Source organism: Ornithinimicrobium carbonis (genome assembly GCF_050703245.1).
Classification (GTDB): Bacteria; Actinomycetota; Actinomycetes; order Actinomycetales; family Dermatophilaceae; genus Ornithinicoccus.
The window spans coordinates 3,296,991-3,310,939 of the sequence record NZ_CP192647.1; the positions used below are offsets into that span (position 1 = coordinate 3,296,991).

Below are 13,949 nucleotides of genomic sequence, written 5' to 3' on the forward strand. Positions count from 1 at the left end.
AGTACGTCGGTACGCCTGCAACTCAAGTATGACTCGCAGGCGTATAGCCCTGTCACGTGTTGAGGGCGAGTGGCGTTTGGACCCCCCTCCACTCGTGCACCGCTGCAGCCGTCCCGCCGATCGCAAAGGCCGCCAGCGGCAGCCCGGCGAAATATGCGTACAGACTCCAACTCATCCCCAGGCCCAGAAAGGCGGTAACCACTGCCGCGACCACAATGACGTCCCCGATGGGGCGACCCCCCGCGAGGGCGAGGATGATTCCGAGGAGGGCGAGCAGCGCGCACCCGACGGGCAACAGGACGAGACCAAGGGCCCGCCTCGCGGCCTCTTCCTCCGACCCGCCGTAGACGATCGGCAAGGCCGTCAACAGTCCGCGCCCCAGCAGGTAGACACCGGGTAGACACAGAACGATGGCCACCAGAGCCGTCGAACGCCATTTCGCCGGTTCTCGACGCCGCTCGGTGCAGTCCCGAGCGTCGTCCATGGCGTGAACCGTACCGAAGAACCGAAGAGTCGCGCCGTCATCCACCCAGCCACCCGCTCGTGAATCGACACGGAAGACGCAACGCCACGACCGCGGCATGAGCGTGCGCCGGCCGGTCGAGGTCAAGTCCGGTGGAGTGGTATACGACGGTGATCCCTCGGTGGGGTTGATCAGGCCGTCAGTGCGGGGACCGTAGCAGCGGTTTCCTCCTGTCCGGTGGTGGTGGGGGCCAGGGCGTGGCGGCAGCGGGTGAGGACGTCGATGCCGATGTAGCGGCGTTGCTCGGCCCAGGCGTCGTGCTGCTCGGCCAGGACGGCGCCGACGAGGCGGATGATGGCCTCACGGTGGGGGAAGATGCCCACGACGTCGGTCCGGCGGCGGATCTCGCGGTTGAGGCGCTCCTGGGGGTTGTTGGACCAGATCTGGCGCCACACCTCCTTGGGGAAGGCGGCGAAGGCCAGGATGTCGGCCCGGGCGTCCTCGAGGTGCTCGGCGACCGCGGGCAGCTTGCCGGCCAGCGTCTCCAGCACCCGGTCGAACTGGGCCTGCACCGCTGGCGCGTCGGGCTGGTCGTACACCGAGTGCAGCAGCGCCTTGACCCAGGGCCAGGACGACTTGGGCGTGGCGGCCATGAGGTTGGCCGCGTAGTGCGTGCGGCACCGCTGCCACGCGGTCCCGGGCAGGGTCGCGCCGATGGCCTCCACTAGGCCGGCGTGGGCGTCGGAGGTGACCAGGCCCACCGGACCGGCCGCGGTCAGCCCGCGGGCCACCAGGTCGCGGAAGAACGCCAGCCAGGAGGCCGTGGTCTCCCCGGTGGCGACCTGGATGCCCAGGATCTCCCGGTAGCCCTCGGCGTTCACGCCGGTGGCCACCAGCGCGGACACCTTGACCACGCGCCCGCCCTCGCGGACCTTGAGCACCAGGGCGTCGACGGCCACGAACGTGTACGGCCCCTCGTCCAGGGGCCGGGTGCGGAAGGACTCCACGTGCTCGTCCAGCTCGGCCGCCATCACCGACACCTGCGACTTGGACAGGCCGGTGATGCCCAGCGCCGTCACCAGCTTGTCCATGCGGCGCGTGGAGACCCCGAGCAGGTAGCAGGTCGCCACGACCGTGGTCAGGGCCGCCTCGGCACGCTTGCGCCGCTCGAGCAACCAGTCGGGGAAGAACGAACCTTCGCGCAGCTTGGGGATCGCCACGTCCAGCGTGCCGACCCGGGTGTCCAGGTCGCGGTGCCGGTACCCGTTACGCCGGTTGGTCCGCTCGGCGCTGCGGTCGCCGTAGTCGGCGCCGCAGACCGCGTCGGCCTGCCCCGAGAGCAGCGTGTTGATGAAGGACTGCAGCAGGTGCCGCATCAGGTCCGGGCTCGCCTGCGCGAGCTGCTCGTGCAGGAAGACCTCAGGGTCGATACTGGGAGAAGCGGTCATCGTGATGCTCCGTTCGAGAGTGCTGTGGAAGGTTCACTCGAAGGATCACGCGGTGACCGCGCCTACATCAGCAGGACACGCTCACCACCGTGGTCGTCGTACACCACTCTGATGGACTCCACTCCGGTCGACCGGTCAGACTGTGTCCATGGATCTTCTTGCGGCACCGGTGGTGGATGTTCGGCCCCTGTTGACCGCGGAACGGGAGCAGCTTCTCGAGTTTCTCGGCCGGATGCCCCTACCAGCAGGCCAGGAGCCTGCAGCTCGCAGGCGACCCCGCAGCCGGAATCGCCTACGCCGCCCTGGCATTCCTCGGTGAACCTGCCGATGCACACCGCGCCAGGACTCCCTTGGCCAGGGACGTGCGGAGAGCCACTTCTTACCTACGCTGACGGATGACCCCGCCGAGGGGCGCGCGGCAGACCGACGTCGAGACCGGCATGGTCGCTGTACTGGAGGCCGGAGCGGCCCACCACGACCACAGTCTGTGGCCGATCGGGACTGGGCCACCTGCACCGTGGTGATCACCGCACAGCCTCGGGCCCGGGGATGAGGAGGCTGCGGAACTCGAGGTACTCACCCAGGCCGGACGGCGAGTTTTCCCAGCCGATCCCGCTCTGCTTGATCCCACCGAACGGAACGTGCTTCTGACCGAGGGGGAGAGGGCGGTGTGGTGGTTGACGAAGGCCAGCCCAGCCTCCATCCGCGAGGCGACAGACTCGGCGCGTTCGGGGTCGGAGCCCCACACGGACGATCCGAGGCCGTACTCGGTGGCGTTCGCCATCTCGATGGCCTGCTCCTCGGTGTCGTAACCGACGATGGGAAGGATCGGACCGAACTGCTCCTCCAGGACGAGCGGGTCCCTCGGGTCCGCGTCCACGACGACGGCGGGCCGCAGGTAGTAGCCCTCGTCCCAGCGGTCCGGGCTCAGGACCCGGCCGGTCGTGCGGACGTCTGCGCCGGCCTCGGCCAGGCGGAAGTGGATCGCTCGGATCCGGTCGAGCTGCGGGCGGTTGTTCACCGGCCCCATCGTGGCCTCCGGGTCCAGTCCGTGGCCGACCGCGATGCTACCCACCCGGTCCAGCATCGCCTCACTGAAGTCGGGTACGAGGGCACGCGGCAGATAGACCCGCTTGATGGCGTAGCGACCTGACCGGCCCTCTGGAAGGCCTGGGCCGAGATCTGGTCCGCGGTGCGCTCGAGGTCGGCGTCATCGAGGACGATGGCCGGGTCGTTGCCGCCGAGCTCGAAGTGGATCCTGGTGAGCGTATCGGCCGCAGACTTCATGATCAGCTTTGCGGCGGGGCCGCCCCCGGTGAACGAGACCTTGTGGACCTCGCGGTTCGCGACAAGGGCGGCCCCGACGTCGGAGTCGCCGTGGACGACGTTGAGGACCCCGGGTGGGAGGAGGCTCGCGATCCGTGTCAGCGCCAGGGAGACGGCGAGCGGAGCGAATGGCGAGGGCTTGACGATGACCGCGTTGCCCGCGACCAGCGCCGGTCCGATCTTCTGCGCGGCCAGCACGACCGGTGCGTTCCACGGGACGATGCAGGCGACGACCCCCAGGGGGCGACGCTCGACACGGACCCACCCCCACGAGTCCTCGAAGACGGAGCCGGCTCCGAGCAGATCCTGCCCCCACCGGGACGCGGTACGCAGCACCCCCGACGCACCCAGCAGCTCTCGGCGCGTGTTCGTAGAACCGTGCCGTTCTCCCGGGTGAGCACGACCGCGAGCTCTTCGTGCGCGCCCTGGAGGTCATCGGCGGCACGGGTCAGGAGCGCGGCGCGTTCTTCCACCGGTCGTGCGCGCCAACCGGCTTGCGCCCGACGAGCGATATCTACGACGACATCGACGTCGTCCACGGTCGCCGTCGACACCACGCCCACCACTTCGTCCAGTCTGCCGGGGTCGCGAACCTCCAACGAGCCCGCCCCGGTCGTCCAGGCCTCCCCGCCTGCGTAGGTCCCGACCAGGCTCGTCCCAAGGGGCGCCACGGCACCCTGCCGAACCCTGATCGTCACGTCTGATGCCGATCCCATCGTCGTCTCCTCGGTTCGTCGGTGTCTCCTGAGCGTTGCAGCGGCGGGGGTTGGTCGTATCCGGGATGATCCCGGGTTCGTGCCATCTCACCGGTCCGGAGTGGGGTCCAGGGAGCCCGAGGGCGGTGGCAGGGGCCTAGCAGCGCTCGCGGTCGTCGTTGTGCCGGGGCCCCCGTCAGTTCCTCATGGGGTCTGAGAGGCAGCAGCAGACCGGGGGGGATGCACATCCCATAGGTCGAGGGGTCAAGCACCTGGACCGTGCGGCCCGCCCCCTACACTCTCCGGCGGTTGAAGCGCAGAATTGTCCCAGGAGGTGGCTCCCTCGTGGACGTCCGCGTGTTGCTGGTCGATGACCAGCCGAGGTACATGTCCGCCCTCGCGGCCGTGGTCGGAGAGACGGCCGGTTTCACGGTGGTGGGGCAGGCCGCCACGGGCGAGGAGTGCCTGCGACTGACCACGACGGTGGGCGTGGATCTGGTGCTCCTGGATGTGAACCTGCCTGATATCGACGGCGTGGAGGTGGCGCGCCGACTGTGTGGCGGGGACGTACCGCCCGCGGTGGTGCTGCTGTCGACGTATGACGAGGAAACAGGCGAGCGATTCCTGGTCGAGTCGGGGGCGAGCGCCTACGTGACCAAGTCGGCCTTCGCACCCGACGTCCTGGCCCGGACGTGGGCCCAGCTGTCAGGGTGACTCACCCACCAGGTGATCGACGCGCCAGGGGCAACCCGGCGGCCACCCTCTCGGTCGCAGGAAGGGAGACCTTGACCACTGCGCGGCTTTCCGACGCGGTCAGGGCGATGGAACCGCCGGCCGCATCGACCCGATCCCTCATATGACGGAGGTCGAGCTCAGGGAGGCGGTTCTCCCCCGACACCTCGACCGACAGCTCGCCGTGGCGCACCCCGAGACGGACGACGACCGGCTTGGCCAGTTCGCGGGCCAGCTCGGCCACGCAGAAGTATGCGGCTGCTTCCGCACGTGCGTCGACACGTCGACCGGCGTCCTCATCAGCCACGAGCAGCTGGCCCGAGGTGCCCTCGCGGGCCAGGAGAGAGCGGAGCGCCGCAGAAAGTCCTGACCGGGCCAGCTGAGCCGGGAACACGCCGCGCGTGATCTCACGCAGGGCCTCGAGAGCACTCGTCGAGGCGTTCAGCAGCGGCTCCAGCTGTGCCGGACCCAGCGGTGGGTCCTCCGTCCTGGCGGAACGGGCCAGCCGGCGTAACCGTTCTGGCATGGTGGCCAGGTGGGGGATGACCTGACCGGCGATCGCCCGCTCCAGCCGGCTTCTCTCGGCGTCACCGGCGTCGATGAGTCGCATGCGGGACAGCGCCAGTTCATCGGTGCGCTGGCGGAGCTGGTCCACCTGCCCGAAGAGTTCGGCCGTGAGCCGCGCGTTGCGAAAGGCCAGCCCGGCCTGCTCGGCCAGGTCGACCACCAGCCGATGCTCACGCGCCCGCAGCGGGTGTCCGGGTGCCATCGCGACCGTCACACTTCCCAGCGGCAACCCGCCGTGCACGATGGGCACCTCGGTGGTCGAGCCGCCCCAGTTGTCGGGACAGTGCTGAGGCCACCGCGCGGACTGGTCCTGCCCGTGCTCCACGTCCAGTCGCACGACAGCGTGGTGGGCGTTGACGGCCTCTGCGGTGGCCTGGGCCATGGCGGGGAGCAGCCCCGCCGGGTCAGGGCGCTCGCCGAGGCGGAGACTGAAGCTCGCCAGTGCCTCGTACGGGGCGGCAGCGGCCCCGAAGGCCAACCGGTCAGCGGCCCGAAGCACCCTGCTGCGCAGCGGCTGGAACGCCGTGGCCACCAGCGCGGTCGCCAGCAGAGAAAGCCAGAAGCTGTCGGTACCCCCGCTCACGACCGACCCCGTCAGCACCACGACGAGCACATATCCGACACCCACCACCGCGGCCGCCAGGGCCAGGACGATGGCCCTGTTGATGATGAGGTCGATCTCCAGCAGCCGGTGCCGCAGGACGGCGACGGCGACACAGACCGGGACCGCCACCTGAGCGAGCCGCAGCGGCAACCCCGCGAGCCAGGTCCCTTCCACACCCTGCACCTGTGGCACCACGAGGATGACCACGACGCCGACGGCCAGAACGTGGCAGAAGAGGCTATCCACAGCAGCTGCCGTCGCGCGTCGTCCCGCGCGCCCCGCAGCCTGACCAGCAAGGACACGGCGGAGGCGATGAGACCGGCAGCGACCAGCAGGTAGCCGACGGTGAGCAGGACGGTCGCTGTGCTGCTCCCCTTGTACTGCTCCCCGTAGACGACGTCGGCTGGCGGGCTCATCAGTGACCCCAGGGTGTGCAGCACCAGCCCCGCGACCGTGGCTCCGACGGCCCAGCGCCACCGCGGCGACAACAGATGACCATCGGGAACGATCAGGAACACCATGATCAGCGCCACGAACGCGGGCCAGCCCAGCAGCGGCGCCGCCCACGCGATCCTGTGCGCCCAGTACGGGCTGCCGGGACCTTCCCCGTCGAGGACCCAGATGCTGTACGCCTCACCGGCCAGGGTCACCGAGAGCAGACTGGCGGCGCACAGCAGCCACCCGACCCGCTGTCCGGGGTGCCGCGACACGATGAGCGCCCCCATCAACGCGCACCCCAGGCTGGCCAACGGGGTCAACGGCCAGCCGTGGTCGGCCCAGGTGGCCTCGCTCAGCAGCGACCGGTGGGCCGCCGTGAACATCGTGTCGAGGATGATCGCCACAACGGCTATGCCGACGAACGCCCAGGCCAACCGGACCCTCACGTCGACACCGCCCGGTGCCGGACGGGCGCGGTGGGTGCCACGCCTGAGCACTCCTCACATGGCACTCGTGCCGTGACGCTGGTCCCGCCACCACCCGGACGGGAGAGGACTTCGACCGTTCCACCCACCGCGCCGAGCCGGTCCGCCATGTTGAGCAGGCCCCCCGACGCCGCGGTGGCGAGGAGCAGCTCGCTGTCGAATCCCACGCCGTCGTCGACGACGAGGAGCGACCATTGGTGCTCGTCGTCTCGACGTGCCGTCACCGTCACGTGCTCGGCGCCGGAGTGCTTGGTCGCGTTCTGGACCGCCTCCATCGCGCAGAAGTACAACGCGGCCTCCACCGGCGCCGGCAGGCGTCCCAGCTGGGGGCCGTGCACGGTGACGGGCGTGGCGCTGGCGGCCAGCGCGGACCGCAGCGCGGCCAGCAAGCCAGCCTCTGTCAGCAACCGTGGGTAGATGCCGCGGGACAACGAGGTGAGCGTCGCGATCGCCTCCAGAGCCGCGTCCGCCTGCGAGACCAGCAGCTGCGCCGCGCGCTGCGGGGAGCTCCCCGCGACGGCCTGGGCGAGGCGCAGGTGCACGGCCAGGGCAACCAGGTGTTGCTGCGCACCGTCGTGCATGTCCCGCTCCAGGCGCCGTCGTTCGGCGTCCTGCGTGCCGATCAACCGGTGCCTGGAGACGCGCAGCTCCTCGGCGTGAGCCACCAGCTCGGCGTGATGGGCCTCGAGCTGGGCCTGAAGCCCCACCAGGCGCAGGACGAGACCAGCCTGGCCGGCAAGTCCGTTGAACAGCCGTTGCTCTACAACGGTGAGGGTGAGTCCAGGGCGCTCCTGAAGCCTCAGCACTCCCAGGAGCTGCCCATCGTGCCTGACCGGCAGGGAACGCCGTCCCACCTCCTCGGCTGCCTCCCGGTCCGTGAACGGCACCGGTGGCTGACGCGGGTCGGTGTCTGCGTCGACCGGCCAACTGCCGGCCAGAGTCAGTCGGCCGGCGACGACCAGCCAGACCTGTGCCCACTGCGCACCGGTCCCCTCCGTCAGCAGCTTCGCCATGCGACCGGGCAACTGGTCTGTGGTGCCGCCCCCGGTGAGGTCTATGGAGAACCGGCTCAGCACGTCGTACGGTGTGGCAGCGCTGTGGTGTCCGACCCGGGCCACGCACCGTTGCAGCGTCGCCTGCACGGGCGCTATGAGCAGCGCGACCACGACGGTGGCCAGCACCGACAGCGGCACAGACGGCGACTCCGTGCTGCCGATGAGCACGCCGCCCACCACGACGACGATGATGACGTAGACCAGGACGACGAACCCGAGCAGCGCGACCATGACAGCCAATCGCCCGCTCCAGCGGCGATGCACTCGCGACAGCACACGGCGGGCACTCATAAGGCAGTGTGCTCCTCTGCGCCCCCGATGGGCAGGGGGCGGCCCGAACCCGCAAGTGCGGCTGTCCCCCACTCGCCGCGGGGGCTGACGCCAGTGGGCTCAACGGCGCGTGCCGCGCGCCTCGAGGTAGGCCAGTACCGCGCTGACCCTCCGGTTGACCGCGCGCTCCTCCACGAGCCCGAGCTTCTGGAAGACGGCCCCGATGTGCTTTTCCACGGCACGGTCGCTCATGAACAAGGTCTGGGCGATGGCCGCGTTGTTGCGACCGGTGGCCATCTGCTCGAGGACCTCTCGCTCCCGGTCGGTCAGACCCAGGAGCGGGGCGTCAGCGGCTCGACGCGCCAGGAGCGCCTCCACCACCAGCGGGTCCAGAACGGACCCTCCGCCGGCCACCTGATGAAGGGCGCGCGCCACCTCGTCCAGGTCCGACACCCGTTCTTTCAGCAGGTATCCCATACCGGCCACGCCCTCGGCAAGGAGCTCGAAGGCGTAGTCCTCCTCGACGTACTGCGACAGGACGACAACACCGGTGCCCGGGTGCCGGGCACGGATCTGCTTGGCCGCGTCGATGCCTTCCTTGGTGTTGGTGGGCGGCATCCGTATGTCGGTAAGCACCACATCAGGGGAATGCATCTCTACGGCCCGTAGCAGGCTGGGCGCGTCACCCACGGCAGCCACGACTTCCACGCCCTCAGCCTCTGCCAGCAGGCCGGACACCCCTTCCCGGACCAGGAAGTTGTCGTCGGCGAAGACGACGCGCAGCACCATGCCCACGACTGTAGCCACAGGTACGGCGTCATGGGGGTCACCCGCCTGCGCACGAGTGCTGACCCCCCAGGTCGTGCTGCCTGCCCCATCGTGGCGCGGAACGGCAGTTCGTAGCGTCGAACTCGACAGGCCCCCCGCGCACATCCTGGGGCACCAAGGCACGCATCGACCACGAAGGACGCCCCGCCATGGCGCACACCGCAGGCACACCGTCGAACATTTCACAGCACGGTGACACGGCACCGGTGATGAACGCCGTCGTTCACACGAAGTTCGGGTATGTCCCCTCCCTGGTCCTCAGGCTCGCCACGGTAAGGCGACCGTCCCCCGCCGATGACGAACTTTCTTGATCACTCGGACAGCACACCCAGACAAAGGAGCACGTCATGGATTCCCAGAAGCGCCTCGCCCGCACCGCAGGAATGTACTACCTGATCGTCGCCGTCCTAGGCGCCTTCGCCCACATCGTCCGCGCACAGGTCTACGTGCCAGGAGACGCCGCGGCCTCGGCGGACAACGTTGTGGCCAAAGCCTCGCTGGTCAACCACAGCTTCGTCGCCGACCTCGTGCAGGCGACATTCCTCGTGTTCGTCGTGATGACGCTCTACCGACTGCTGCACCACGCGGGCAAGAACGTGGCCCGCGCGATGGTCATCTTCGTCGTCATCGCGGTCGCCATCATCTGCCTCAACATGATCCACCAGCTCGGGGCGCTCCTGGTCGCCACCGACCCCGCGTACGCCGCCGCGTTCGGCGTCCAGGGATCGGAGGCCCTCGTTCTGCTGCTGCTCGACCTGCAGCACTTTGGATACCTCGTCGCCCAGATCTTCTTCGGCCTGTGGCTGTTCCCGCTCGGGCTCCTCGCCATCCGCTCCGGGATGTTCCCGCGACTGCTGGCCCGGCTGCTGATGGTGGCCTCCGCCGGCTACCTGCTCGACGTGCTGCTGCAGTTCCTCACCCCCGAGCTCGCCGATGCCGTCAACCCCGTGCTGGTCACCCTTTTCTCGGTGGCCGAGGGCTCGATGCTCTTCTACCTCCTGATCCGAGGCGTGCGGACCCTCCGACCCGCCGAACAGGCAGTCCTCGCGGCATAAGCACTTGGGGCCCCGCTGGCAGGCCAGTGGGGCCTCAGCTCGCCGCCAGGAAGCACACACTGAGCCGGGCGGGATCCGCACTTCTACGGCGCACCCGACCCTGTCACCGTGCCTGTTTCCGACCCACTTCCCAGCGGCTGCGAGGCAACCACCATGCACACCAGGACGACGGCACAACGTACCAACGACCAAGCCGCACGGCGCCGAGTGGCTGTCGTGCTGGCGACCGGCCTACTGATCGTGACGGCATTCCAAGCCGCCCTCACGTTCGGTGCGCCGTTCGGCGCTGCTGCCCTGGGAGGCAAGAACCCCGGACAACTCCCCGACGCGCTCCGGCTCGTGACCGGCTTCTCCGCTTTCGTGTGGCTCTTCGCAACGCTGCTTGTTCTGGCCAGAGGAGGGCGTGCCCTCGCTCCCCTCCCGGAGGGTCTCGTCCGGGTGGGAACCTGGGTGCTGGTGGGCCTTCTAGGCCTGGGCGCGTTGATGAACTTCGCCTCGTCCAGCCCCTGGGAACGCTTTGGCTGGGGACCATTCACCCTCGTCATGTTCACCCTCTGCGTTGTCCTTGCCCGAAGTGGCAGGCCCGATCACCCGAGTCCGCAAGCCGGTCAAGTCGATCATCAACCCAACCCGCCACGATGATCTCGACATCACGGTCGTCTGTAGGGCGTTGGCGATGTGGCCACCAGAGAGTGGTGGCCACGCCTCCCCAGTCGCTGCACCTCCTAGCCCTCAGCAGCAGACACGCGGTGTCGCACGACCGCGCCCTTGTCGTCGTGCACAGGGTCGCGCAAGTGGCGGGGACGGGGCTGCGCAGAGGACGGTTCGTCTCAGCGCCCAGCATGGTTCGCCGTTCAAGAGCCGTCGGGCGTGCTCTTCCCCCAGGGAAGGACCGAGCCGTCGGTGGCCACCATCTGGCCACCACAGCATCGTCGCGAGGGGCGCTGATTGGGTCAGGGACGCTCGTTTCGGCCGATCAAGGCAAGAGCCAGCCCGTTGCAGGGCAGTGCAGCTGCCGCTTGATCCGTAGGTTGTGGGTTCGATTCCCACGGGGCCCTACGTGCTGGTCAGGGCCCTGACGCCGGGGTAGCTCGGTCATGCGCCCGTCTTGACGTGTTGTCCATGGCCACCATCAGGCCACTGGCCGCGGGCCGACCTCCGGGTTCCGGCGTTGGGCGTCGACCTTGCCAGTGGTAACCCCCCAGTGGTCGAAGCCGAGGTCCTTTGCGGACACGATGAAGGTGCCTAGTCTGAGGTGCACGTCTCCCGGAAGGAGTGTCATGAGCGCCACGAGCACCCGCATGCCGGCGGCATTCCTGGGCCACGGGAACCCGATGAACGCCCTGGAGCGCAACCGTTATACGCAGGCGTGGCAGCTGTTCGGTCGGTCGGTGCCGAAGCCGCGGGCGATCCTGGTCATCTCGGCGCACTGGTACACCAATGCCACCGCCGTCACCTCGATGCCCCGCCCGCGCACGATCCACGACTTCTACGGGTTCCCCCAGGAGCTCTTCGACGTGCAGTACCCCGCGCCGGGGGCCCCGGACGTCGCGGAGATGGTCGCCGACGTCGTCAAGCCGACCTGGGTCGGCCAGGACATCGACAGCTGGGGCATCGACCACGGCACCTGGTCGGTCCTGCTGCACGCCTTCCCCGACGCCTCCGTGCCGGTCGTCCAGCTCTCGCTCAACGCCTTCAAGGACTTCGACCACCACCTGGAGCTGGGCCGCAGACTCGGTGCCCTGCGCGATGAGGGGGTCCTGATCATCGGCAGCGGCAACATCGTGCACAACCTGCGGGCCGTCGACTTCTCGCTGCCCCACGACGGCTACGACTGGGCCCGCCGGTTCGACGACGTGGCTCGGGAGACGTTGACGCAGGACCCGACCGGTGTCGCCGCGCTGGACGGGCACGCCGACTTCGACGCGGCGGTCCCGACCCCCGACCACTACCTGCCGCTGCTGTATGTGGCCGGCCTGGCCGACGGTGAGCCGCTGGACCTTCTGGTCGAGGGTCATGCCGCGGGGTCCATCTCGATGGCTGCCTACACCCTGGGGATCGACCTGGACCAGGCACACCGGTCCAGCACGCAGGGGCAGAGCGTGTCCGAGTCGGACGCCTCGGACGCAGGAGCTGCGGACCTGCCCCCAGGCTTTCCCGCACTCGACAGCAACATCTGAGGAACTGACGATCGCCTCATGTGCGCACCACCCGTCCGGGCTGGGGCCCCGCCGTAGGGCCCCACCCCCGCCGGGATGGCGGCCACGACGTCCCTGTCATCAGCTGACAACCCGCACTCACGCCTGGCAGTGCGCAGTGTCCAGCGCATCATCGGTGCAGGACGTCCGCAGCACCTCGACTGAACTGACCTGGACGAGGCGCTCCAGCTGGCTGCAGAGCAGGGGGGTTCTGGCCGGGGCGCACTCGACGACCAGGTGGACCAGGGTCACGCCGGCGGCCGGGTCGCAGGTGGCGCAGAGCGAGCGGGTGGTCACCGCCCGGCTCGTCAGGAGGACCGTGATGCGGCTCAGGATCTCGCTGCCGGAACCGGCGACCACGACGCGCAGCGTGGTCGGGCACGTGTCCATCTCTCCGGATGAGACCGCAGCGGCGCGGGCCGGTCGATCGACGACCCGGATGGTGCCAGCCGCGTCATGGAGCGGGTTCATCGTGGTCGCAGGAGCTCGCGGGTCTGACCGCGGACAGCGGCAGCGTCTGCCGTCGAGGCATCGACCGCGGCGTCGACCCCGCGGCCGGTGGCGATCAGCGCGAGGGTCAGCGCCACGGTGAGCAGCATGTGCCCGAGGCCGGAGACGCCGGCGAGAGCAGAGTGGTCGGCGTACGAGGCACCGATCACCTGCAGCGTTCCCTTGTAGGCCAGCATGCCGACGGTCAGGACGAGGCCGGTGTTGAGCAGGTGGGTGCCCCAGCGCAGGCGCTTGTCCGCGCGGAGGCCGGGCAGGGCGGCCGCCAGAGCCAGCAGCAGGAGCATGAGCAGCGTGCCCAGGGTGAGCGCGTGGGTGTGGACGACGGCCAGCTGGGTACGGCCGGCGAAGTCGAAGGCTTTGGTCACCTCGCGGTAGGCCAGCCCTCCGAGAAGACCGAGGACCGTCCAGGTGACGGCGGAGCGGAACAGGTAACGAAGCATGGTCTCGACGGTACGGAGCACCAGGTGCCGTGCGCCCGACGCCGCCATCAATCCTTCGGTTGACTCGTTCGCCAGGACGCCAGGACGCCAGGACGCGGTCCGGTCCATTTCCCAGGACGCGTGGCAGGTGGACCAGGCGTCCTGGGCGCGCGGGTGAGCCGCTCACGGACGCCGCTCGCGTCTGGCTCAGTCGACCATGCCGGCCCCCCGCGCGGCTGCGACCGCGGCGGTGCGGTTGTCGACGCCCAGCTTGCCGAAGACGTGGTTGAGGTGCGTCTTGACCGTGGCCTCGCTGACGACGAGCTGACGGGCGATCTCGCGGTTGGACAGCCCCCGCGCGACCAGGCCGAGGACCTCGAGCTCACGGGCCGACAGCTCACTGCGACGTACCCGCATGGCTGCCACCACCCGGCTGGTCAGGTAGGGGCCCAGCACGGTCTCACCGCGGGCGGCGGACTGGATCGCGGCGACGATGTCGGCCGGGGCCGCGTCCTTGAGCAGGTAACCCGCCGCGCCGGCCTCCACGGCCCGCACGAGGTCGGCGTCGTGGTCGTAGGTCGTCAGGATCAGGACGGCCGTGTCCACCGACCGGGTCACCTGGACCCCGTCTGGCACGTCCCCCAGGCGCAGGTCGCACAGGACCACGTCAGGGGTCAGTTCCGCAGCCAGTCGCACCGCCTCCGTCCCGTCGGCGGCCTCGCCGACCACGAGCAGACCGGGTTGCACCGACAGCAGTGCGGTCAGTCCGGCGCGCACGACCGGGTGGTCGTCCACGACGAGCACCGACACCGGGGTATGCCGCTGCGCGCCGGGGTCCGGACCGCTCACCCCCACC

At 69.5% G+C, this 13,949-nt stretch carries 13 protein-coding genes and 1 pseudogene; 5 read left to right on the forward strand and 9 right to left on the reverse strand.

The annotated features are described in order from the left end of the window. Positions 1–52: 52 nt before the first annotated feature. The 3 genes and pseudogenes from ACQ95T_RS16545 to ACQ95T_RS16555 form a co-directional block, all read right to left on the reverse strand. Positions 53–484, reverse strand: a complete 432-nt coding sequence (locus ACQ95T_RS16545) for a hypothetical protein (RefSeq protein ID WP_431473122.1) — start codon at positions 482–484, stop codon at positions 53–55. Between the two features lie 170 nt (positions 485–654). After that, positions 655–1,911 carry an IS256 family transposase gene (locus ACQ95T_RS16550; protein ID WP_425941857.1) on the reverse strand — a complete coding sequence of 419 codons (1,257 nt, stop codon included), beginning with the start codon at positions 1,909–1,911 and terminating at the stop codon, positions 655–657. A 379-nt stretch (positions 1,912–2,290) separates the two neighbouring features. Further along, positions 2,291–3,953, reverse strand: a pseudogene (locus ACQ95T_RS16555) (aldehyde dehydrogenase family protein). Between the two features lie 324 nt (positions 3,954–4,277). Here ACQ95T_RS16555 and ACQ95T_RS16560 point away from each other — a divergent pair. Further along, the gene (locus ACQ95T_RS16560; RefSeq protein ID WP_425941859.1) at positions 4,278–4,646 is read left to right on the forward strand and encodes a response regulator; all 369 of its coding nucleotides are present in this window, start codon (positions 4,278–4,280) and stop codon (positions 4,644–4,646) included. 1 nt (position 4,647) lies between these two features. Here ACQ95T_RS16560 and ACQ95T_RS16565 read toward each other — a convergent pair whose 3' ends face one another. Then, positions 4,648–6,081, reverse strand: coding sequence for a hypothetical protein (locus ACQ95T_RS16565; RefSeq protein WP_431473123.1), 1,434 nt, complete (start codon positions 6,079–6,081; stop codon positions 4,648–4,650). A gap of 273 nt (positions 6,082–6,354) precedes the next feature. Between ACQ95T_RS16565 and ACQ95T_RS16570 the strand changes: the two genes are divergently transcribed. Continuing rightward, positions 6,355–6,795, forward strand: coding sequence for a hypothetical protein (locus ACQ95T_RS16570; protein ID WP_431473124.1), 441 nt, complete (start codon positions 6,355–6,357; stop codon positions 6,793–6,795). On the opposite strand, the gene ACQ95T_RS16575 is transcribed toward ACQ95T_RS16570, so the two are convergent. Together ACQ95T_RS16575 and ACQ95T_RS16580 are read right to left on the reverse strand one after the other, a co-directional pair. After that, on the reverse strand, positions 6,716–8,176 hold the full coding sequence (locus ACQ95T_RS16575; protein WP_431473125.1) for an ATP-binding protein: 1,461 nt from the start codon (positions 8,174–8,176) through the stop codon (positions 6,716–6,718). The two genes, ACQ95T_RS16570 and ACQ95T_RS16575, sit on opposite strands and share 80 nt — an antisense overlap. A gap of 27 nt (positions 8,177–8,203) precedes the next feature. Beyond that, positions 8,204–8,872: a response regulator gene (locus ACQ95T_RS16580; protein WP_425941863.1), complete on the reverse strand. Its 669-nt coding sequence runs from the start codon at positions 8,870–8,872 to the stop codon at positions 8,204–8,206. A 386-nt stretch (positions 8,873–9,258) separates the two neighbouring features. Between ACQ95T_RS16580 and ACQ95T_RS16585 the strand changes: the two genes are divergently transcribed. The 3 genes from ACQ95T_RS16585 (at position 9,259) to ygiD (ending at position 12,146) form a co-directional block, all read left to right on the forward strand. Further along, on the forward strand, positions 9,259–9,966 hold the full coding sequence (locus ACQ95T_RS16585; RefSeq protein ID WP_425941865.1) for a DUF4386 domain-containing protein: 708 nt from the start codon (positions 9,259–9,261) through the stop codon (positions 9,964–9,966). A 108-nt stretch (positions 9,967–10,074) separates the two neighbouring features. Next, a complete protein-coding gene (locus ACQ95T_RS16590; RefSeq protein ID WP_425941867.1) occupies positions 10,075–10,608 on the forward strand; it encodes a hypothetical protein in 534 nt (177 codons plus the stop codon). Between the two features lie 638 nt (positions 10,609–11,246). After that, positions 11,247–12,146 (forward strand): 4,5-DOPA dioxygenase extradiol, encoded by a 900-nt coding sequence (ygiD, locus tag ACQ95T_RS16595; protein WP_425941869.1) that lies wholly within the window; start codon positions 11,247–11,249, stop codon positions 12,144–12,146. A 117-nt stretch (positions 12,147–12,263) separates the two neighbouring features. On the opposite strand, the gene ACQ95T_RS16600 is transcribed toward ygiD, so the two are convergent. From ACQ95T_RS16600 to ACQ95T_RS16610, 3 genes are all read right to left on the reverse strand, one after another. Then, entirely contained in the window at positions 12,264–12,554 is a 291-nt protein-coding gene (locus tag ACQ95T_RS16600; RefSeq protein WP_425941870.1) for a hypothetical protein, read from the reverse strand. Positions 12,555–12,631: 77 nt separating this feature from the next. Beyond that, positions 12,632–13,114, reverse strand: a complete 483-nt coding sequence (locus ACQ95T_RS16605; protein WP_425941872.1) for a DUF2871 family protein — start codon at positions 13,112–13,114, stop codon at positions 12,632–12,634. Between the two features lie 186 nt (positions 13,115–13,300). Next, positions 13,301–13,942 carry a response regulator gene (locus ACQ95T_RS16610; RefSeq protein ID WP_425941873.1) on the reverse strand — a complete coding sequence of 214 codons (642 nt, stop codon included), beginning with the start codon at positions 13,940–13,942 and terminating at the stop codon, positions 13,301–13,303. Positions 13,943–13,949 lie beyond the last annotated feature (7 nt).

Coding starts and splice junctions, on each gene's coding strand:
- ACQ95T_RS16600 (WP_425941870.1), bottom strand. CDS start 12,554: ATGGACACGTGCCCGACCACGCTGCGCGTCGTGGTCGCCGGTTCCGGC.
- ACQ95T_RS16605 (WP_425941872.1), bottom strand. CDS start 13,114: ATGCTTCGTTACCTGTTCCGCTCCGCCGTCACCTGGACGGTCCTCGGT.
- ACQ95T_RS16545 (WP_431473122.1), bottom strand. CDS start 484: ATGGACGACGCTCGGGACTGCACCGAGCGGCGTCGAGAACCGGCGAAA.
- ACQ95T_RS16550 (WP_425941857.1), bottom strand. CDS start 1,911: ATGACCGCTTCTCCCAGTATCGACCCTGAGGTCTTCCTGCACGAGCAG.
- ACQ95T_RS16570 (WP_431473124.1), top strand. CDS start 6,355: ATGATCAGCGCCACGAACGCGGGCCAGCCCAGCAGCGGCGCCGCCCAC.
- ACQ95T_RS16585 (WP_425941865.1), top strand. CDS start 9,259: ATGGATTCCCAGAAGCGCCTCGCCCGCACCGCAGGAATGTACTACCTG.
- ACQ95T_RS16580 (WP_425941863.1), bottom strand. CDS start 8,872: ATGGTGCTGCGCGTCGTCTTCGCCGACGACAACTTCCTGGTCCGGGAA.
- ygiD (WP_425941869.1), top strand. CDS start 11,247: ATGAGCGCCACGAGCACCCGCATGCCGGCGGCATTCCTGGGCCACGGG.